Raw genomic sequence first — 19,320 nt, 5'->3', positions numbered from 1 at the left:
TGCACATTTGGAGGGTGTTTTAACAAGCTATTCAACACAATCATTTTCTAACAATACATTTCAACCATAGCTGCCTAAATTTGCCGCCAATTTAAACTGCATGATTACTTTTTACTCCGAGCCAAACCCCGAACTGAAGCCTGATGAAGACACCCTCGTATTGGAGGATGGCGGGTACAGTCTCATCGTTTGGAACGATGATGTAAACAGTTTTGACTGGGTGATTCAAACCCTTATGGAAATTGTGGGCCACTCTGCCGAGCAGGCCGAGCAATGCGCCCTCATTATACACATGCGGGGCAAATATGCCGTGAAGCATGGCGGATTTGAAGAGCTGAAGGTAATGGCAGAAGGCATCACCGACCGGGGCATCAATGCAACGGTTGAAGCCGTAGCCGTGTAATCTGTGTTATTTTTACCGGGTTGACAACACTCCACATTCTCGACGACAAACTTTGGTTTCCGCCCGTAACAGCTGCCGATGCTGAAGGACTGCTGGCGGCGGGTGGCGATTTGCGCCCCGAACGGTTGCTGCTGGCGTACCGCAAAGGTATTTTTCCCTGGTACGATGGCGATGTACCCTTGTGGTGGAGCCCCGATCCTAGGTTTGTACTGTTTCCCGAAGAATTGTATATCAGCAAAAGCATGCAGCAAGTGCTACGCAGAAATGTGTTTCAGTTTAGCCGCAACCAATGCTTTGCTGAAGTGATGGCCCATTGCAAAACAACACTCCGCCCCGGACAGGATGGCACCTGGATATCGCCGGCCATGCAGGATGCGTATACGCAACTGCATCACATGGGCCATGCCATCAGTTTTGAAGCCTGGCAGCAGGGAAAGTTGGTGGGTGGCTTGTACGGCGTTTTGTTGGGCAAAGTGTTTTTTGGTGAAAGCATGTTTAGCCATGTGAGCAATGCCAGCAAGGCCGCCTTTATGTATGCCGTGCAATGGTTGCAGCAGCAAGGCATTGTGCTCATCGATTGTCAGGTGTACACAGCCCACCTCGAAAGTTTGGGCGCAAGGTTTATAGACCGGGAGGGGTTTATGGAAATATTGAAGGAGTATGTGGGGTAGTCCGAAAGACGGGAAGTCCGAAAGTTGATAGAGCCGTGAATTTCGCCGCTGTTGTATGATCTCACAAACAGCATCGCATGCATATTTTTCTTTCAGGTTAAAATCTACCTTGCAGTGTAGGCTACTTTGCCTTTTTTCAGGACTTTTACATAACATCATTTGTTGAAGTAGTAGACACAATACCTCGGTTACTGCGAGTATAAGAACCTATCAACGCCAATCAGAAAATATTTACATCGTTCATTAATACTTTTTTCAATGACTGCGCCACAATTCATCACCGATAAAAAAGGCAAAAAAATCTCTGTGGTTTTGCCCATGAAAGAGTATAAAAAAATACTGGAAGAGCTGGAGGAACTGGAAGATATCCGTTCATTCGATGAGGCTATGGCCGATAAAAAGCCATCTGTTCCTATTGACAAAGCTTTCAAAGCTTTAGATGCCAAACGCAAGAAAAAGTAATGGCATATCAGGTACTCATAAAACCCAAAGTGGTAAAGGCACTTGAAAAAGTGAATGAGCCACACTACACTGCCATTAAAACGGCCTTGTTTGATTTGGCAGATAATCCAAGGCCAATTGGATGCAAAAAATTGAAAGGTCGGTATGGCTGGCGTATCCGTGTTGGTGACTACCGTATTATTTATACCATTACTGACAAAATACTGACTGTAGAAGTAGTGCACATTGGCCACAGGAAAGATGTGTACGAATAGTTTTTACAGGCGCTTAGCTTTACCGAATGAACACATTTCTCAGTCGTAAGTTTTGTTGGATGCTGCTGGTGCTGCTTAGCACAACTACCTATGCATGGGCAGGCAAAGTAGATTCTGTACAGATTTTCAGCAAAGCCATGCAGCGGTCGTTGCCCTGTACCATTATTACCCCCAGCGATATGCAGCCACAACAAAAGTATCCTGTGCTCTATTTGCTGCACGGACATAGTGGCTGGCATAGCAACTGGATATTACGGGTACCGCAACTGAGCGAACTGGCAGATGAATACCAAACCATTATTGTGTGCCCCGAAGGTGGCTACAGCAGCTGGTATGTGAATAGCCCGCTGCAACCAGCTTCTCAATTTGAAACCTTTGTGGCCAGCGAAGTGCCTGCATATATTGATGCCCGTTATCCTACCCAGGCCAAACGCAGTGGCCGTGCCATCAGCGGGCTGAGTATGGGCGGCCATGGTGCTTTGTACCTGGCCCTGCGCCACCCCGATGTATTTGGCATGGCTGGCAGTATGAGCGGCGGAGTCGACCTCACAGAATCGAAAGGAAAATTTGGCATCAGCGAAGTAATTGGCGACAGTACCCAATGGGCCAACTACTCGGTATTGCATACCCTCAAAAAAAACAGTGCCCAAACCTTGCAGCTAATTATTGATTGTGGCACCGAAGATTTTTTTATTGGCGGCAACAGAGCCCTACACAAAAAACTGTTGCACATGCAAGTGCCACATACCTACCTCGAAAGAGCCGGCGGCCACAACTGGGATTACTGGCGCAGCGCCATCCGGTATCAGCTGTTGTTTTTTCAGCTGGGGAGGAAGTAGGGAAACTCTACAAGCCTACTATTCGCATAATATTGGTGTCTATTAAAGGAGAGATTCATACAGCCGATGAATTGTCAGATCTTCGGTATTTATAATCCAGAAACCATATTGGCAAACTTGCAATCCGAGTTACAATCTAGTAGAGTCGGAATTGCAAATCCCGAACAGAAAGAAATTATTGTTTGGTGTTGGTAACATGAAACATAGCTACGAATTCCGTTATGAATAATATAGACTTTGACTTTCGCTTAGATAGTAAGTGCGGTGACCCTGATACTGACAGCCAATTATTGTATCTCACTCACAAGTCCTTATGGAGTAAATCATTGCCAAATGGAAAAGCTATTTTTCTTGAAATAATCGGCGATAGATACGGGAGATTGCTTTTAAAAAACAATGTACTATCGAATTTTTCTAGCGATAGAATGTGTCCTCATTTTGATGGAAAATATAAAGGCATATTCGATGGCTGGCTTAAACAATTTGAAATCGAAGAAATAAAACATAAAGTCAGAACCATTGGAGGCCATATAATATTTCCAGCACATAAAAGAAATGGCTTTACGATAAATCAAGCAAGAGGGGTAAATCGAAAAATTTGTGACAGGTTCGATTTAACCTTAGAATGTGTTAGGCGTTTCTACTTAAATGAATCAAGTCCACTCTACGATACACTAAATAGGTACAAGGATTTTTTTGAGCAGTTTATTGATTTTGATAACTATATCAAATTCTTTCTACTCGAAGATTTTGTAGATGATACAAATCGAGTAAAATTCACTTTACCATTCGATGATTTTCATAGGTCTGCTTTACCTCAAACAGTAGAGGAATATAGAGATTATATAAATCAGACTATACACATAATTGAATGTAGAAATCAAAGGATTGTAAAAGAATCATATTATTCATTTTGATAAACTCTCCCCTCAATACCCCGTCGAGCCATCCCTCACTTTTACTTTTTTCTTGCCGGAGTTTTTCTTTTCGTATTCCTGTACAACGGCAGGTTTTTCATTCTTCTTACCGTTTTTACCGGTATCGGCAGGTTGCTTTTTGGTACGGCTGTTGCTCATGCCAAAAGCTTCCAGCCCACTCACGGCACTATCCCGTATAAACTCTTCGGTACGCTGCACAAAACCCGTGGTGGGGTCAAACCAGCGCCAGGTGCCGTGCCGTAAACTGCGGCCTTCATTTTTCAATATAACGGTCGTGTATTTACCATCTTCGTACAGGTCGGGCACTTCTATGGTATCGTATTGTTTGTTGGGGTTAATGGCCCACCATCCCTCTTCCCTTTCAAGGCCCAATACTGAGTAGTAACTGCTTTTGCCATGCAGCATGCCCCAGTGGTAAGCTTCCACGGCTACCAGGTCGCCTTCCATGGTGTAGCGCCGCCAGATTCCCTCCTTTTTATCGTCTACATACGAGCCTTCTTCCTCGTAGCCAGGGTTGCCCCGCTGCTCTGGCACCTGCACCAGCCACGGGCCTTGCTTACGGTTGCGGGTATCCACACAGTTGAGGGTATCGCCACGGTCGCTCAGCTTAAATGTTTTACATTGTGCCATCAGCCACTCCGGCCCACACAGCATTGCCAACACCAGTAAAAAATTGAGACGTTTCATCATAACTGCTAACGAACCATTCATTTAAAAATTGTCTATGGCTTCCTTTCCAAAACTACAACACATTGCTTTTACCGCAGGAGCTTTGCTCTTGGGCAGCAGCTTTCTTTGGGCACAAAATGTGGTGCCTACTTCTGCCACCGATCGCCTGAAGAGCCTGTCAGATAAGCGTCAACTGGCTGAGGCCTCGCCTTTTAAAACAAGCTTTCGCAATATTGGCCCAACGGTGATGAGTGGCCGTGTGGTAGATATTGATGTAAACCCCGCAGACCCCACCGAGTTTTATGTGGCTTATGCTACCGGCGGCCTCTGGCATACCACAAATAACGGTCAGTCATTTACGCCCATTTTTGATAATGAAGACGTGATTGGCCTGGGCGATGTAACCGTTCAGTGGGCTACCCGCACCATTTGGCTGGGTACCGGCGAAGCCAACGCCAGCCGCAGTACCTACAGCGGCATTGGTGTGTACAAAAGCACCGACAATGGCAAAAGCTGGCAATACCTCGGCCTGCCCGAAAGCCATCATATTGGCGAAATCATTGTGCACCCCAGCGATGCCAACACGGCTTGGGTAGCCGTAACCGGACATTTGTATTCGCCCAACAAAGACCGTGGCGTGTACAAAACCAGCGATGGCGGCAAAAGCTGGAAACAGGTGTTGTACTTGGATGAAAATACCGGTGCCATCGAAATGGACATCAACCCGCAAAACCCCAATGAGCTATACGCCAGCATGTGGTACAAAACCCGCAAGGCATGGAACTTTGAAGAAAGCGGCGCCAGCAGCGGCATTTATAAAAGCACCGATGGCGGTAACAAATGGACGCTGATTAGTGGTGAAGGCAGTGGCCTGCCACAGGGTGCGGTGTTTGGCCGCAGCGGCATGGTGGTGTACGAAAAAAATCCGCAAATCGTGTATGCCATTGTAGACAACCAAACCAAGCGCAGCAGCAATGCCAAAGCCGATTCGGTGAATTACAAACTCGAAGATTTTAAAGCGTTAAGCAAAGAGCAGTTTGCCGCTTTGGATGATAAAAAACTGGATTCATTTTTGAAAACCAACCGCATGGCGCCCCGCTATACGGCTAAGTCGGTAAAGGAAATGGTGGCCAGCGATAAAGTGAAACCCACGGCTATTTATGATTTTCTGAATGTGAATACCGGCTTTGAAGGCACTCCGATTGGTTTTGAAATTTACCGCAGCGAAGACGCCGGCAAAACCTGGAAAAAGCAAAACGAAAAAGACCTGCCCAATATGTACAGCACCTATGGCTATTGGTTTGGTCGTTTTGCCGTAAGTCCTTCCAACGATCAGAAAATTGTGATTCTGGGTGTACCGGTTATGCTGAGCACCGATGCCGGCAAAACATTTAAAAGCATTGGCAAATCGAATACCCACAGCGATCACCATTTCATTTGGATTAATGGCAAGCGGGACAGCCACATGATTTTGGGTAATGATGGCGGCATCAACATCACCTACGACAATGGCGACAATTGGTTCAAAGCCAACAGTCCTTCTGTTGGTCAGTTTTACGCCATTAGTGTAGACAATGCACGGCCTTACAAAGTGTATGGTGGCCTGCAAGATAATGGTACCTGGACGGGCTTCACCCGCCGCCAGCGTACCAGCGATGCCAACTTCGATACCCTGCAATACCGCAGCGTAGGCGGCGGTGATGGCATGATGATTTTGGCTGACCCGAGAGACAACAAAACCGTGTACTATGGTTCGCAGTTTGGCGTGTACACCCGCAGCCATTTGGATACGGGTGGTGCACTCAGCGTTCGCCCTTCGCACAGCCTTGGCGAAATGCCGTACCGCTTCAACTGGCTGACGCCCATTCTCATCAGCCGCCACAATCCGGATGTGTTTTACATTGCCAGCAACCGGGTGCACCGCAGCCTGAATAAAGGTGCCAACCTGCAAACCCTTAGCGAAGATCTCACCAATGGTAAAAAAGAAGGCGATGTTCCTTTTGGTACCATCAGCACCCTCAGCGAAAGTCCCTTACGATTTGGTCTGCTCTACGCCGGTACCGATGATGGCAACATTCATGTAAGCAAAGACGGCGGCTACAGCTGGACGCTCATCAGCAGCAAACTGCCCAAAGGATTTTGGGTAACACGTGTGTATGCCAGCCACCACAAAGAAGGCCGGGTATATGCGTCGTTCAATGGGTATCGCAACGACTTTTTCAAACCCATGATTTTTGTAAGCGACGATTATGGTGCCAACTGGAAACCGGTGAACGGCAACCTGCCACTGGAGCCTGTAAACGTGATTCGGGAAGACCACAAGTTTGAGAACATTTTGTACGCCGGAACAGATGGCGGCTTCTATGTTTCGAAAGACGGCGGCGCCACCTGGAACATCTGGAAAAATGGGCTGCCCCATGCTATTCCGGTGCACGACATAGCTGTACAGGAAAGAGAAAACGAAATACTGCTCGGTACCCATGGCCGCAGCATTTACGTGGCCGATCTGAACGAAATACATGGATTGGCACCGAAGAAAGAGCCGGTTGGCCCCCGCCGTTTCTTTGAAGAAGACTAATTCCCCCAAGAACTTTTAACAACAGAGCCCGCAGCCTACAGAGGTTGGCGGGCTTTTTTGTCTTCCAACCCCTTGAGTTTCTGACGGTCAAAAAAGTTATCCCCATTTTACGCTGTCGCAACATCAATACTGATGTTTTAACAATGAAAACATTCTATATTCGTTTCCCGGTGGTCGAAAATCTGGCTGGTTTGGGCTGCCGCATACAGACAGGACACAAGTTATTTTCTGTATAGAAATGTTGATCTGAAAAATCCAAATGGCAATGTCCCCTTCGCAAGAAGGGGATTTGCTTTTTTAGTCAACAACCACTTTTCTGCTGCTCTTGATAAGTTGTAACATTGCCACATGGCAAACACGTATCGCATCTACTTTGGCAATAAACCGTTTTACATCAGTAATGTGCTGACGCCCGACATGCAACAGCTGACCGATGCTGGTTGCACCTTAGTCATTAATCAGCCAACAGATAGTTGTGTGCAATCCTGCATTCACGACCTCGACAAAACAGATGCCGATGCCGCCATTATTTTAAGCAGCAAGCCGGATTATTATTTTCAGTTGTTGCAATCCAAATTCCAAACCATTACCGCAGGTGGCGGCTTGGTAAAAAATGAAAATGGCGAATACCTGTTTATTTTTCGCCGGGGCAAATGGGACTTGCCCAAAGGAAAGTTAGACGAAGGCGAAACCATTGAAGCCTGTGCCTTGCGGGAAGTACAGGAAGAAACAGGATTGCAACATGTACAGCTGATGGCGCCACTCATTACCACTTGGCATACCTATCATGAAAGAGGGCAGTTTCTGTTGAAAGAATCGGTGTGGTACCGCATGGAAGCCAGCACTGCAGAAGCATTGGTGCCACAAACCGAAGAAGACATTCAAACCCTGCAATGGGTATCACCGCAAGACATTCCTGCTTTATTAGACAATACTTTTCCTTCGATTGTAGATGTGCTGAAAGCGGAAGGTGTGATAGAATGATGAATTAGGAATGTGGAATGATGAATGGCGGAGAAAATAATCTATTGCGATAATAGAACTAGTGAACTGGTAAACTCGTAAACTAAAAAACTTTACGCTTTCCGCTTAATCACCGCCACCGTCAACCGGCTTATGCAGAGCAATTTTTGCTGCTCATCGTGGATGCGTATATCCCACACATGCGAGGTGGCGCCAAGGTGAATGGGTGTGCAGGTAGCTTCTACCCTGCCACTGCGGGCTGAGCGAACATGATTGGCATTTACTTCCATACCAACGCACATGTATTGCTGCATATCTACCACCAATGCGGATGCAACGCTGCCCAGTGTTTCGGCCAACACTACCGATGCACCACCATGCAGCAAACCAAAAGGCTGCTTGGTACGATGATCTACCGGCATGCTGGCTTTGATGTAATTGTCGCCAATTGCTGTAAACTGAATATCGAGCCACTCTCCCATGTTGCCCTTGCCCATTTCGCTGAGCATGTGCATATTGGGCAGCCCCTGAAACCAAATAGAAGCCATAGAATTATTTTGCCGGATAAATTGAACGCTGCACAGCATTGGGCAAAAACTGCCGCACATTGCCGCCATTGCGATACACATCTCTCACCAAGGTAGAAGCCACCGAAGTAAACTGCGGAGAGCAGGTGAGAAAAATGGTTTCGATGTTGTGTTCGATGCTGCGGTTCATGTCTGCAATTGCTTTTTCATATTCGAAATCGCTGACATAGCGAATGCCCCGCAAAATAAACCCTGCACCCACTTTATTGCAGGCATCTACTGTGAGGCCTTCATACACCAAAGCACTCACTTTATCATTACCGCGATAGGTTTCGAGAATCCAGTGCAGCCGTTCTTCTTCCGAAAACATCGGCTTTTTATTGGCATTGCGACCAATGCCTACAATCAGCTTATCAAACAAAGGCAAGGCCCTGTCGATGATGTCTACGTGACCCAATGTAATGGGATCGAAGGTGCCAGGGAAAAGTGCAATGCGCATAAACGGCCATTTGATGCCGTAAAGAAAAGGGATTAACCCAAATGTTGCTTCGCAAAATTTGCCTTGAGCTGACGTAAAATACAAAGCATTTTAGTCAGGGTTAATTTCTACCCGCAAGCAGATACAACACTGCCATGCGAACAGCCACTCCGTTTTCTACCTGATTCAATATTATGCTGTGCCCGCTGTCAGCCACATCGCTGTCCAGTTCTACACCGCGGTTAATGGGCCCCGGGTGCATGATGACGATTTCTTTATTCAATGAATCCAGCAACGATTTTTTGACACCATAAGTAAGGTTGTATTCCCGCAAAGAAGAAAACAACACCTGATTCTGCCGTTCGAGTTGAATACGCAACACGTTGGCCACATCGCACCAGGCCAGTGCCTTTTTCAAATCGTATTCCACTTTTACACCCAGTGCAGGTTCAATGTATTTTGGGATGAGTGTTGGCGGACCAGACACCACTACTTCTGCACCCATTTTCTTAAGCAAATAAATATTGCTCAATGCCACACGGCTGTGCATGATGTCGCCAATAATGGCCACTTTACGACCTTCCAAACCACCCGTTGCCTGCTGAATAGAAAAAGCATCGAGCAAGGCTTGCGTAGGGTGCTCATTGATGCCATCACCGGCATTTACAATGGCTGCTGGAATATGCTTGGCCAAAAAATGCGGTGCTCCGCTGGCACTGTGGCGCATTACCACCATATCCACCTTCATGCTCAAAATGTTGTTCACGGTATCAAGCAAGGTTTCCCCTTTTGATACAGATGAACCACTGGCCGCAAAGTTGATAGTGTCAGCACTCAACCGCTTTTCCGCCAGCTCAAAGGAGATGCGGGTACGGGTGGAGTTTTCGTAAAAAAGATTGACAATGGTAACGTCGCGGAGAGAAGGAACTTTCTTTACAGGACGCTGCAGTACTTCTCGAAATTGGCCTGCAGTTTGTAAAATAGTAGCGATATCTTCCTTCTGAAGGTTTTTAATGCCCAGCAGATGTTTAGTAGAGAGGCTCATTAAAAAGCAAAGATAAAGGAGCCCGACTTTTTTGGTAATTAATTATTCCCCAGAGTCTTGGCTAAAAAATCTTCCAGGTCCTGGCCCCGCAAATTTTTACCAATGATGCGGCCTTCAGGGTCGAGCAAAAAGTTTTGCGGAATGCTTTGCACTTTGTACAAACGGGCTGCTGCATTGTTCCAATACGCCAAATCGCTTACCTGCGGCCAGTTGAGGTTATCGGCGGCAATGGCTTGTAACCATTTGTTTTTGTCTTTGTCGAGGCTCACACCAAATACGGTAAAGTTTTTGCTTTTGTATTTTTCAAAGGCTTTTACCACGTTCGGATTTTCCATACGACAGGGGCCGCACCAGCTGGCCCAAAAATCTATCAGCACATATTTTCCCCTGAAACTTTCAAGTGAAATAGGTTTATTGTCGGGGTCGTTTTGTACAAACACCGGCGCCACTTGCCCGTAGCCCAATGTCATTTCTGTACTCACTATTTCATTGATGGAAAAGCCATACTGATTTTGCATGGCCGCAGGTTTTATTTGCTGCATCCATTGCTGCACCTGCGCTACAGGATAATTGAGCGGCCACACCAGATTGAGTAGAAACGGTGCCACAGCAGTCTCATTAAAGGTTTGCAAATAGCCCGGCACTTTAGTGGCCACTCTGTCTGCAATCACCTGGCGGCTGCGCAAAATGCTGTCGTTGTTGTAGCCATAAGTACCGGCACTTTCCCGCATTTTATTCAGCATCGACAGGGTGTCGAAATCGGGGCCGAACTGCTCTACCAAGGCCTTCCATGCAAACAGCGAAGCACCTTTTACCGGGTCGAAGTCACGGCTTTTTTCGGTGAGGTTAAGCTCTGCTATTCCGGCTTCTAAAAACACATTGTAATACGTGATGTTGTTCGTGTTGTTGGGGTCGCCCACCATCAGCACATACAAGCCAGGGTCGGCCAGTGGTGCTTTAATGGTAAAAGTGCCTTTGTTGATGCGGGCCAGCGAACCTACATAGCTGCCCTTTTCGGCATCAATAATGCCCGCCCACAAAGTATCGGCAAAAGCCCCCACATGACCGGTGAGCTGTATTTGTCCGTTGCCGGGGTTTTGCGCCAGCAGTTTTCCGCCGGGCACTATCAACACTAGGGCAAAGAATATTACAGACAATTTAATGGTGGTGGCTACTTTCGCAACCTGCTTCAACGATGGCATCATAGCCACAAATGTAAGCGGTGAAACTGCATATGTTGAGGTGCGAAAAGTCACCACGCTGGTAGTATTCCGTTAAAAAAAATCAGAACGCCAATTTCATACATGAAAAAAGTAGGCATACTCGGAGGCGGTCAGTTGGGCCGCATGCTGCTGCAAGACGCAGCCAATTATCCCGTAGAAATTTATGTGTTGGAAAACGATCCGAATTGCCCGGCGGCGCATTTGTGCCAGCATTTTGTGTTGGGCAATATCAAAGATTACGACACCGTATTGGCCTTTGGCAGACAGGTGGATGTGCTCACCATTGAAATAGAAGCGGTGAATGTGGATGCACTCGAACAGCTGGAAAAAGAGGGTATCACTGTTATTCCCAAACCGGCCGTGCTGCGCACCATCAAAAACAAGATTACCCAAAAAGCTTTTTACAAAGACAACCAGATTCCTTCACCCGATTTTGTGGTCACTCATACGCTGGAAGATTTGCAGCAACATGCCCATCGCCTGCCCGCTGTACATAAGGTGGGCGAAGGTGGCTACGATGGTAAAGGCGTGGTGGTAATGAAAGATGAAGCCGCCATGGCTCAAGGTTTTGATGCCCCTTCAGTGTTGGAAAACATGGTGGATATTGCCCAGGAAATAGCCTTGATTGTAGCCGTAGGAACCGATGGTAAACATGTGCTCTTCCCTCCTGCCGAAATGTTGTTCGACCCCGCACTCAACCTGCTCGATTATCAACTCACCCCAGCCAACATTACCAAAGAAGTGTTGTGGAAAGCAGAAGCCATTGCCATTCGGTTGGTAAAAGCTTTTGACAGCCCGGGCTTGTTTGCCGTAGAATTATTGGTAGATAAAAAAGGCGAAGTATGGGTAAATGAAACGGCGCCAAGGGTTCACAACAGTGGTCACCATACCATTGAGGCACACCTTACCTCTCAATACGAAATGCTGTGGCGCATTTTGCTGCAATACCCGTTGGGTGCTACCGATATGGTGGCACCTTCGGCCATCATCAACCTGATTGGTGAGCCCGGTTGTAGCGGCCCGGCGCATTACGAAGGGTTGGAACAAGTGTTGGGTATTCAGGGGGCTTTTGTACACATTTACGGCAAAGCCGATACCAAACCCGGCCGCAAAATGGGCCATGTAACCGTGTTGGGCACCGACCGCACCGACCTCATTCGCAAAGCCAAAATGGTGAAAGATACCTTAAAGGTCAAAAGCCTATAGTCATTCTACGGTTATTGTAGCAAGTAATGCAATGAATCATCGTCTTATGCAAAACGTTTTTGAGTTGAAATATTTATCCCTCATTGTGTGTGCCGGTGCTATGCTATTTGCCACGGCATGTAAAGAAGAAAAAGAATCAAATGCCGGCAGTATGGGTGGTGGTCAAAAGCCAGCCGGACCTCCTCCTGTATTTGACGCTGTGGTTGCAGGCTCCTTTGCTATAGATAGAATTGTATCTGCACCCGGTACTATTTTACCCAACGAAAACACAGAACTACAGTCAGAAATCAGTGGCCGGGTAGTAGCTATTAATTTTAAAGAAGGCAGCAATGTGGCAAAAGGTACACTGCTGGTAAAATTGTTTGATGGCGACCTGCAGGCGCAACTCAAAAAATTAGAAGTGCAACTGAAAGTGGCCGAAGCCACCGAACGCCGTCAGAAAGAACTGCTCGCCATCAATGGTACCAGTCAGCAAGATTATGATTTGGCTACACTGAATGTGAGCAACATCAAAGCTGACATGGAATTGCTACGGGTAAATATTTCCAAAACAGAAATACGTGCACCGTTCGATGGCCGGTTGGGCTTACGCAACATCAGCCTTGGAGCGTACATCAGTCCGGCTACTATTATTACCAATATTGCGCAAGTGAATACTGTAAAAGTAGAGTTTGCTGTGCCAGAAAAATATGCTGCTGAAATGCAGCCCGGCAAATCTGTTCGGTTGAGTTCGCTTTCCAGCAATACCAATTACACAGCAACTATTTTGGCTGCGCAAAACAGCATTGCTGCTGAAACCCGCAACCTCATAGTACGTGCCGTGGTCAATGGCGGCAAATCACTTTCTCCCGGTTCATTTGTAGAAGTAGGTATTGATGTAGGTAATCGTCAGCCGGCTATTATGGTGCCCACCCAAAGTGTAATACCCAGCACCCGCAACAAAAGTGTGATTGTGAGTGAAAATGGGAAAGCCGTGTTTCGTGTGGTTGAAACAGGCTACCGCGATAGTGCCCGTATTGAAATTTTGAGTGGCATATCTAGCGGAGATACTGTTATTACCAACGGTTTGTTGACCATCAAGCCAGGCATGCCTCTCAAAACACGGGTGAAGCAATAATATTTTTCAGGCATCTCTTTTATCAATTCGCAGTTTGTAGCGTATGAATATTTCTGAACTGAGTTTGCGGCGGCCAGTGCTGGCCATTGTGATCAACCTGCTGATATTGTTGTTCGGCATTTTGGGCTTTACGTTTTTGGGGGTGCGTGATTATCCTATGATTGAACCCGCCACGGTAAACGTACGTACCAGTTATGCTGGTGCCAACGCCGACATTATTGAAAGCCAGATAACAGAGCCACTGGAAAAAGCCATCAACAGTGTACCTGGTATTAAAAATATTACGAGTACCAGCAGCCAGGGCAGCAGTAGTATTTCTATTGAATTTGATTTGAGTGTACCACTCGAAGAAGCAGCCAATGATGTTCGGGATAAAGTTTCACAAGCCCAACGTTCGTTACCATCCGATTTAGAACAACCGCCATCAGTTGCAAAGTCAGATGGCTTTGGCGAATCTATCATGTCGATGGGCATTTCTAGCAACACCCGTAACCAGTTAGAGATTACTGAATTTGCAAACAACGTTTTGGTTGACCGCTTGCAAACCATACCCGGAGTAAGTGGTATTCAAATTTGGGGAGAGAAAAAATACGCCATGCGAATTTGGATGAAACCCGAACGCATGACGGCTCGTGGCGTTACGGCCAATCAAATTTCGCAGGCATTGGTACGAGAAAACGTAGAACTGCCGTCGGGAAAAATAGTCGGCGATAACACAGAATTAACGGTGCGAACTCTCGGCCGTTTGAATACCGAAGAAGAATTTGAAAACGTCATCATTCGCAGCGATGCCAATGGTATTATCCGGTTGAAAGATGTAGCCGAAGTAGTACTAGGTCCGGAAAATGAAGAAAGTGCTTTTAAAGAAACCGGTGTGCCTTCTATTGGCATGGCCATTGTACCACAGCCGGGCAGCAACTACATTTCTATTGCAGATGAATTCAACAGGCGGTTTGACCAAATTAAAAAAGAACTGCCAGCAGATATTACTACAAAAATATTGTTGGATACCACAAAGCCCATCCGTAAATCACTGGAAGAAGTAAAAGAAACCCTTGTGATTTCTATCGGACTGGTGGTGTTGATCATTTTCTTGTTTTTCCGCAGTTTCAACATGGCTTTCCGTCCACTCATTGATATTCCGGTATCATTGATTGGTGCATTTTTTATCATGTACTTTTCCGGCTTCAGCATTAATGTATTGACGTTGCTGGCCATTGTACTGGCCACTGGTTTGGTGGTAGATGATGGCATTGTGGTAACGGAAAACATTTACAAGAAAATGGAAAGTGGCATGAACAAATGGGCTGCTGCCAGAGAAGGTTCTAAAGAAATTTATTTTGCCGTAATCTCTACTTCCATCACTTTGGCGGTGGTGTTTTTGCCCATCATTTTCCTGCAAGGATTTGTGGGTAAACTCTTCCGCGAATTTGGGATTGTGGTTGCCGGTGCGGTATTGATTTCTGCTTTGGTATCATTAACACTTACACCGGTACTCAACGTAAAACTTACGCCCAAAACAGGCCCCAAACATGGCAAGTTTTACCATGCTACCGAGCCTTTTTTCCGTGGTATGGAAAATGGCTACCGCCATTTACTCAGCAAGTTCATGAAAGTAAGATGGATCGCTTTTGTGATTATTCTGTTGAGTGGTGTGGGTATGTATTGGTTTAGCAATACACTCCAAAGTGAACTTGCACCGCTGGAAGACCGTAGCATGTTCAGGCTTTCTGTTACAGCACCAGAAGGCACCAGCTACGATGCCATGGTTCAAGCTATGGACAGGCTGCAAAATTTTATTGTTGATTCTGTGCCTGAGCAGCGTGGTGTGTTGGCATTTACCGCTCCGGGCTTTACCGGTGGTGGTTCTGTAAACTCTGGTTTTGTAAGGATAGTGCTGTGTGATCCGAAAGACCGGACCCGATCGCAGGCCGATATTGTAAACTACGTACAGAAAAATTTGTACCGCTTTCCCGAAGTGCGGGCCTTTGCATCGCAAGAGCAAACCATTCAGCAAAACCGCCGTGGTGGCCAACCTGTGCAGTTTGTAATACAAAACAACAACTTCGAAAAGCTGCGTAGCACATTGCCAAAGTTTTTGGAAGAAGCCAAAGAAAGTAATGTGCTCGTAGGTGTAGATGCTGATTTAAAATTCAACAAGCCAGAAGTTCGGGTAGAAGTAGATAGACTGAAAGCCAGTGAGCTGGGCGTAAGTGTGGCCGATGTGTCTGAAACATTGCAACTGGCTTTAACCAATCGTCGATTGGGTTATTTCATTATGAATGGAAAGCAATATCAGGTAATTGGCCAGGTTGACCGTGGCGACCGTGATGATCCATCTGATTTGAAGCAATATTTTGTTCGCAACAACCGAGGCCAAATGATTACGCTGGATAACCTCGTGACCATTCAGGAAGAAACAACGCCGCCGAGTATTTACCACTACAACCGTTACAAATCAGCTACTATATCTGCTGGTTTGGCCGAAGGAAAAACCATTGGTGATGGTATAAAAGTGATGAATGATTTGAAGGCCAAACTGCTGGATGATTCATTTGAAACTTCCCTCACAGGCACCAGCCGCGACTTTGCAGAAAGCCAGGGTAACACGAACTTTGCATTGATGCTGGCATTGGTACTTATCTTCCTGGTACTGGCTGCTCAATTCGAAAGCTTCATCGATCCGTTCATTATCATGGTAACGGTACCGCTGGCATTGGCGGGTGGCTTGCTCAGCTTGTATCTCTTCGATCAAACTATCAACATCTTCTCGCAAATTGGTATGATTATGTTGATTGGTTTGGTAACCAAAAACGGTATTCTAATTGTAGAGTTTGCCAACCAACAACAAGAAAAAGGATTGAAGAAATATGATGCGGCTATTGAAGCAGCAACGCAACGGTTGCGTCCTATCCTCATGACCAGCTTGGCCATGGCGCTTGGCGCATTACCCATTGCATTGTCGTTGGGTGCAGCTGCTACCAGCCGTATTCCGTTGGGTATTGTAATTGTAGGTGGCATCAGCTTTTCGCTGCTGCTCACATTGTTTGTAGTGCCCGCCGTTTATTCTTATTTAAGTACCCGCAAAAAAGGTATTCCTGAAGCCATGATGCAGGATACCAGTTTGCACAGCAAAGATGAATTAGCAAATGCAGAAATGTAATAACCGATATGCCAGACTGTTGATGACTGCGGCCATCTGTTGCAGCATGATGTGGTCAGCAACTGCACAAAATGTGCTCACGTTGAATGATGCTATTCAGCAGGCGTTATCAAAAAACTTTGACCTGCAAATAGCCCGCAATGATGAGGATGTAGCAACCCTGCTGAACAACTGGAGCAATGCCGGCCGACTGCCTACTGTGTCTGCTGCTGCAGGATACAATTTCAGCAACAACAACCTGGATCAACGCTTATCGAATGGCACGAATATCAAACGGAATGGTGCCAGCTTCCAAAGCGAAAATGCTTCGGTAGTAGCACAGTGGCGTGTGTTCAATGGATTCAGAGTAGTGGCTGCAAAAAGCCGCTTAGATGAACAGCAAAAAATTGCCAACCTCAATGTGCGGCAACAGGCAAATGTGCTGGTGTATAATGTAATCAGCTCCTACATCAATCTGTTGCGTTTTCAGGCACAGCAAAAAGCCAATCAGGAAACATTACTGTTGTTTGAAGAACGTATGAAGCTGGCAGAAAACCGCTTCAACATTGGCGTTGCCGGTAAAAGCGATTACCTGCAAGCGGCTGCAGATTACAATGCGGCAAAAACCAACATCATGACCATCGAGAATAATATTGAGCAAGAAAAAGTCCGGCTCAATAATATTCTTTCCCGCAATCCTTCAGAAGCATTTACTACATCAGATGCTTCTATGACAGATGTATCATTTGATGACCGTGACAAAATTTTGGCAGCCATTGACACACTCAATCCATCTATGTTGATGGCACGTTCGCAACTGGCGGTGTTGTATCAACAACAACGAGAGATTAATGCCAACCGTTTGCCTACAGTTACATTAAATGCAGGTGCTGGTTTAAACAACTCAGTAAACAGTGCAGGCTTTACATTGCGCAATACAACCTATGGCCCGAATGCCGGTATCCAACTGGCCATCCCTATTTTTCAAGGTGGTGTGGTCAAGCAAAATCTGAAAGTGAATGCTGTACAGCAAAAGAGTCAGCAAGTACAAATTGAAAGCCTGCGCAACGATTTGATGACGGCATTGGCCGCAGCATACAACAATTACAAGAACGCCAAGAAACTCTACGATTTGGAATTACAAACGTTAGAAGTGATAAAGGAAAACAACGTGATTGCTATGGAGCGTTTTCGCAAGGCCAGCATTACGTCTGTTGAATTGCGACAAACGCAAATCAATCTTATCGAATCGCAAACCCGCATGATTAATGCCCGCTACCAAATGAAACAGGCCGAAGCTGATGTAATGCTGGTGATGGGCAAACTGGTAGAATAAGTTTTGTGTGTTTGCTGTGTCATTCATTTTCTTTGCAGCAAAACAACCACTATGCAACAACCACTGGTAGGTATCATTATGGGTAGCGACAGCGACCTTCCCATTATGCAGGAAGCAGCCAATGTGCTGCAATCTTTCGGCATAGCTTATGAACTAACAGTGGTGTCGGCACACCGCACTCCTACCCGTATGATGCAGTATGCACAATCGGCCCGCAGTCGTGGTTTGAAAGTGATTATTGCCGGTGCAGGTGGTGCTGCACATTTACCAGGCATGGTGGCTTCGCTTACACCTTTGCCTGTCATTGGTGTTCCGGTTAAATCTTCTAACTCAATTGATGGCTGGGATTCTATTCTTTCTATTTTGCAAATGCCCAATGGTATACCTGTAGCAACGGTTGCATTGAATGCTGCAAAAAACGCAGGTATACTTGCTGCCTCAATTATCGGTAGCTTTAATGCAGCAATTGGCGATAAAGTTGAAGTATACAAACACGATATGGAAACTGCGGTACTGGGTAAAGTGGAACACCTGCGTCAGCAAGGTCATCCTAATGGTTTTGACCAGTAGCACAGTGTGGGCACAGCCGAAACTAAGTGTACAAAAAATCACTGTTCTCCCCTATTTCCACAGTATTTCTGCGCTGGAATATCATGATAAAACCATCATGGCCATTGGCAATGATGCTACTCGTATTTTACTCTTAAGCGAAGATCATTCCATATTAGATAGCATTGCGCTTTTCGACTATCTTAACAAACCACAAGAAAAAAACACCAACTCTAATGGTATAAGAGCTACAGCGGTAGTTACTGTTGCCAATACACCAACATTACTCATCATGGGTTCAGGCGAAAACAGGATGGATAAAAGTGACATCTGGTTGTTTCCACTGAAAGGAAAATCATACAGTGAATTGTATACCCCTGCCATCAACATTCCTGATTTTTACAAGCGGATGAGGCGCTTAGGCATTACACAAATAAACATAGATGGCGCCGCTGAAATTAAAGACCATATTTTACTGGCTAATGCAGCTACAGCAGCAAACAGTAACAATCATTTTGTGCTGACTGAATTTGACTTTTGGACAAAAGGTGCAACGGCTGATCTGCGCATCATCAAACTGAACTCCGATGTAAAGCAGCCCATTCGGGTATCTGGTTTGGAGTATGATGCTGCAGAAGATTTGTTGTTGTTTTCTGCATCTTCTATCCCAACTTCCTCAAATGAATCTGTAGAAAGTTATATCGGATTGATTGAAAACATTTCGTCCAAACTAAAGCAACCCAGTATCCGGCCAGACTATTTACTGCCTATATACGATATTATGCCAGACATGAAGGGCAAACAACTGCAATCCATTTGCCTGGGCAAACAAAAAAACAGCGGCGAAACTATCATTCACGTGTGTGGTATTGATGCTAACAATCGCTGCTATGTGTACCGGTTTGGTATGCGCCGATAAA

19 protein-coding genes are annotated in these 19,320 nt (G+C 46.0%); 14 read left to right on the top strand and 5 right to left on the bottom strand.

The genetic code is table 11. The features are described from left to right. Positions 1-100 precede the first annotated feature (100 nt). The 6 genes from V7Q13_RS03470 (at position 101) to V7Q13_RS03445 (ending at position 3,546) form a co-directional block, all read left to right on the top strand. Complete coding sequence (locus V7Q13_RS03470) at positions 101-403, top strand: ATP-dependent Clp protease adaptor ClpS (RefSeq protein WP_333799287.1); 303 nt, start codon at positions 101-103, stop codon at positions 401-403. A 20-nt stretch (positions 404-423) separates the two neighbouring features. After that, positions 424-1,074: a leucyl/phenylalanyl-tRNA--protein transferase gene (aat, locus tag V7Q13_RS03465; RefSeq protein ID WP_333799286.1), complete on the top strand. Its 651-nt coding sequence runs from the start codon at positions 424-426 to the stop codon at positions 1,072-1,074. A 258-nt stretch (positions 1,075-1,332) separates the two neighbouring features. Then, positions 1,333-1,536: a hypothetical protein gene (locus V7Q13_RS03460; protein WP_333799285.1), complete on the top strand. Its 204-nt coding sequence runs from the start codon at positions 1,333-1,335 to the stop codon at positions 1,534-1,536. After that, positions 1,536-1,790 carry a type II toxin-antitoxin system RelE family toxin gene (locus V7Q13_RS03455; RefSeq protein WP_333799284.1) on the top strand — a complete coding sequence of 85 codons (255 nt, stop codon included), beginning with the start codon at positions 1,536-1,538 and terminating at the stop codon, positions 1,788-1,790. Before V7Q13_RS03460 ends, V7Q13_RS03455 begins: the two co-directional genes overlap by 1 nt. A gap of 26 nt (positions 1,791-1,816) precedes the next feature. After that, a complete protein-coding gene (locus V7Q13_RS03450; protein ID WP_333799283.1) occupies positions 1,817-2,629 on the top strand; it encodes an alpha/beta hydrolase in 813 nt (270 codons plus the stop codon). Positions 2,630-2,850: 221 nt separating this feature from the next. After that, positions 2,851-3,546, top strand: coding sequence for a DUF6994 family protein (locus tag V7Q13_RS03445; RefSeq protein WP_333799282.1), 696 nt, complete (start codon positions 2,851-2,853; stop codon positions 3,544-3,546). A gap of 12 nt (positions 3,547-3,558) precedes the next feature. Here the strand turns inward: V7Q13_RS03445 and V7Q13_RS03440 are convergent, their stop codons facing one another. Beyond that, the gene (locus tag V7Q13_RS03440; RefSeq protein WP_333799281.1) at positions 3,559-4,257 is read right to left on the bottom strand and encodes a hypothetical protein; all 699 of its coding nucleotides are present in this window, start codon (positions 4,255-4,257) and stop codon (positions 3,559-3,561) included. Between the two features lie 34 nt (positions 4,258-4,291). On the opposite strand from V7Q13_RS03440, the gene V7Q13_RS03435 reads away from it, so the two are divergent. After that, a complete protein-coding gene (locus V7Q13_RS03435) occupies positions 4,292-6,814 on the top strand; it encodes a VPS10 domain-containing protein (RefSeq protein WP_333799280.1) in 2,523 nt (840 codons plus the stop codon). Between the two features lie 348 nt (positions 6,815-7,162). Further along, positions 7,163-7,798 (top strand): NUDIX hydrolase, encoded by a 636-nt coding sequence (locus tag V7Q13_RS03430; protein WP_333799279.1) that lies wholly within the window; start codon positions 7,163-7,165, stop codon positions 7,796-7,798. Positions 7,799-7,890: 92 nt separating this feature from the next. On the opposite strand, the gene V7Q13_RS03425 is transcribed toward V7Q13_RS03430, so the two are convergent. The 4 genes from V7Q13_RS03425 to V7Q13_RS03410 all read right to left on the bottom strand — a co-directional run bounded on the left by V7Q13_RS03425 (position 7,891) and on the right by V7Q13_RS03410 (position 11,032). Beyond that, positions 7,891-8,325, bottom strand: coding sequence for a hotdog fold thioesterase (locus V7Q13_RS03425; protein WP_333799278.1), 435 nt, complete (start codon positions 8,323-8,325; stop codon positions 7,891-7,893). 4 nt (positions 8,326-8,329) lie between these two features. Further along, the gene (coaD, locus tag V7Q13_RS03420) at positions 8,330-8,803 is read right to left on the bottom strand and encodes a pantetheine-phosphate adenylyltransferase (protein WP_157478524.1); all 474 of its coding nucleotides are present in this window, start codon (positions 8,801-8,803) and stop codon (positions 8,330-8,332) included. 100 nt (positions 8,804-8,903) lie between these two features. Continuing rightward, entirely contained in the window at positions 8,904-9,827 is a 924-nt protein-coding gene (locus tag V7Q13_RS03415; RefSeq protein ID WP_333799277.1) for an aspartate carbamoyltransferase catalytic subunit, read from the bottom strand. A gap of 38 nt (positions 9,828-9,865) precedes the next feature. Further along, the gene (locus V7Q13_RS03410; RefSeq protein ID WP_333799276.1) at positions 9,866-11,032 is read right to left on the bottom strand and encodes a TlpA family protein disulfide reductase; all 1,167 of its coding nucleotides are present in this window, start codon (positions 11,030-11,032) and stop codon (positions 9,866-9,868) included. Positions 11,033-11,131: 99 nt separating this feature from the next. Between V7Q13_RS03410 and V7Q13_RS03405 the strand changes: the two genes are divergently transcribed. The 6 genes from V7Q13_RS03405 to V7Q13_RS03380 are packed head-to-tail and all read left to right on the top strand — an operon-like array spanning position 11,132 to position 19,319. Next, positions 11,132-12,256 carry a 5-(carboxyamino)imidazole ribonucleotide synthase gene (locus V7Q13_RS03405; RefSeq protein WP_333799275.1) on the top strand — a complete coding sequence of 375 codons (1,125 nt, stop codon included), beginning with the start codon at positions 11,132-11,134 and terminating at the stop codon, positions 12,254-12,256. A 46-nt stretch (positions 12,257-12,302) separates the two neighbouring features. Then, positions 12,303-13,373, top strand: coding sequence for an efflux RND transporter periplasmic adaptor subunit (locus V7Q13_RS03400; RefSeq protein WP_333799274.1), 1,071 nt, complete (start codon positions 12,303-12,305; stop codon positions 13,371-13,373). Positions 13,374-13,416: 43 nt separating this feature from the next. Further along, positions 13,417-16,536: an efflux RND transporter permease subunit gene (locus V7Q13_RS03395; RefSeq protein ID WP_333799273.1), complete on the top strand. Its 3,120-nt coding sequence runs from the start codon at positions 13,417-13,419 to the stop codon at positions 16,534-16,536. Positions 16,537-16,582: 46 nt separating this feature from the next. Continuing rightward, complete coding sequence (locus V7Q13_RS03390; protein WP_333799272.1) at positions 16,583-17,851, top strand: TolC family protein; 1,269 nt, start codon at positions 16,583-16,585, stop codon at positions 17,849-17,851. A gap of 51 nt (positions 17,852-17,902) precedes the next feature. Next, a complete protein-coding gene (purE, locus tag V7Q13_RS03385) occupies positions 17,903-18,421 on the top strand; it encodes a 5-(carboxyamino)imidazole ribonucleotide mutase (RefSeq protein WP_333799271.1) in 519 nt (172 codons plus the stop codon). Further along, positions 18,405-19,319: a DUF6929 family protein gene (locus V7Q13_RS03380; RefSeq protein ID WP_333799270.1), complete on the top strand. Its 915-nt coding sequence runs from the start codon at positions 18,405-18,407 to the stop codon at positions 19,317-19,319. Before purE ends, V7Q13_RS03380 begins: the two co-directional genes overlap by 17 nt. The last annotated feature ends 1 nt before the right edge of the window (position 19,320 follow it).

Source organism: Phnomibacter sp., assembly GCF_036803085.1.
Taxonomy (GTDB): domain Bacteria; phylum Bacteroidota; class Bacteroidia; order Chitinophagales; family Chitinophagaceae; genus Phnomibacter.
This window is presented reverse-complemented; position numbering and strand designations above follow the sequence as displayed.

Coding starts and splice junctions, on each gene's coding strand:
- V7Q13_RS03470 (WP_333799287.1), top strand. CDS start 101: ATGATTACTTTTTACTCCGAGCCAAACCCCGAACTGAAGCCTGATGAA.
- V7Q13_RS03460 (WP_333799285.1), top strand. CDS start 1,333: ATGACTGCGCCACAATTCATCACCGATAAAAAAGGCAAAAAAATCTCT.
- V7Q13_RS03455 (WP_333799284.1), top strand. CDS start 1,536: ATGGCATATCAGGTACTCATAAAACCCAAAGTGGTAAAGGCACTTGAA.
- V7Q13_RS03450 (WP_333799283.1), top strand. CDS start 1,817: ATGAACACATTTCTCAGTCGTAAGTTTTGTTGGATGCTGCTGGTGCTG.
- V7Q13_RS03445 (WP_333799282.1), top strand. CDS start 2,851: ATGAATAATATAGACTTTGACTTTCGCTTAGATAGTAAGTGCGGTGAC.
- V7Q13_RS03440 (WP_333799281.1), bottom strand. CDS start 4,257: ATGATGAAACGTCTCAATTTTTTACTGGTGTTGGCAATGCTGTGTGGG.
- V7Q13_RS03435 (WP_333799280.1), top strand. CDS start 4,292: ATGGCTTCCTTTCCAAAACTACAACACATTGCTTTTACCGCAGGAGCT.
- V7Q13_RS03430 (WP_333799279.1), top strand. CDS start 7,163: ATGGCAAACACGTATCGCATCTACTTTGGCAATAAACCGTTTTACATC.
- V7Q13_RS03425 (WP_333799278.1), bottom strand. CDS start 8,325: ATGGCTTCTATTTGGTTTCAGGGGCTGCCCAATATGCACATGCTCAGC.
- coaD (WP_157478524.1), bottom strand. CDS start 8,803: ATGCGCATTGCACTTTTCCCTGGCACCTTCGATCCCATTACATTGGGT.
- V7Q13_RS03415 (WP_333799277.1), bottom strand. CDS start 9,827: ATGAGCCTCTCTACTAAACATCTGCTGGGCATTAAAAACCTTCAGAAG.
- V7Q13_RS03410 (WP_333799276.1), bottom strand. CDS start 11,032: ATGATGCCATCGTTGAAGCAGGTTGCGAAAGTAGCCACCACCATTAAA.
- V7Q13_RS03405 (WP_333799275.1), top strand. CDS start 11,132: ATGAAAAAAGTAGGCATACTCGGAGGCGGTCAGTTGGGCCGCATGCTG.
- V7Q13_RS03400 (WP_333799274.1), top strand. CDS start 12,303: ATGCAAAACGTTTTTGAGTTGAAATATTTATCCCTCATTGTGTGTGCC.
- V7Q13_RS03395 (WP_333799273.1), top strand. CDS start 13,417: ATGAATATTTCTGAACTGAGTTTGCGGCGGCCAGTGCTGGCCATTGTG.
- V7Q13_RS03390 (WP_333799272.1), top strand. CDS start 16,583: ATGATGTGGTCAGCAACTGCACAAAATGTGCTCACGTTGAATGATGCT.
- purE (WP_333799271.1), top strand. CDS start 17,903: ATGCAACAACCACTGGTAGGTATCATTATGGGTAGCGACAGCGACCTT.
- V7Q13_RS03380 (WP_333799270.1), top strand. CDS start 18,405: ATGGTTTTGACCAGTAGCACAGTGTGGGCACAGCCGAAACTAAGTGTA.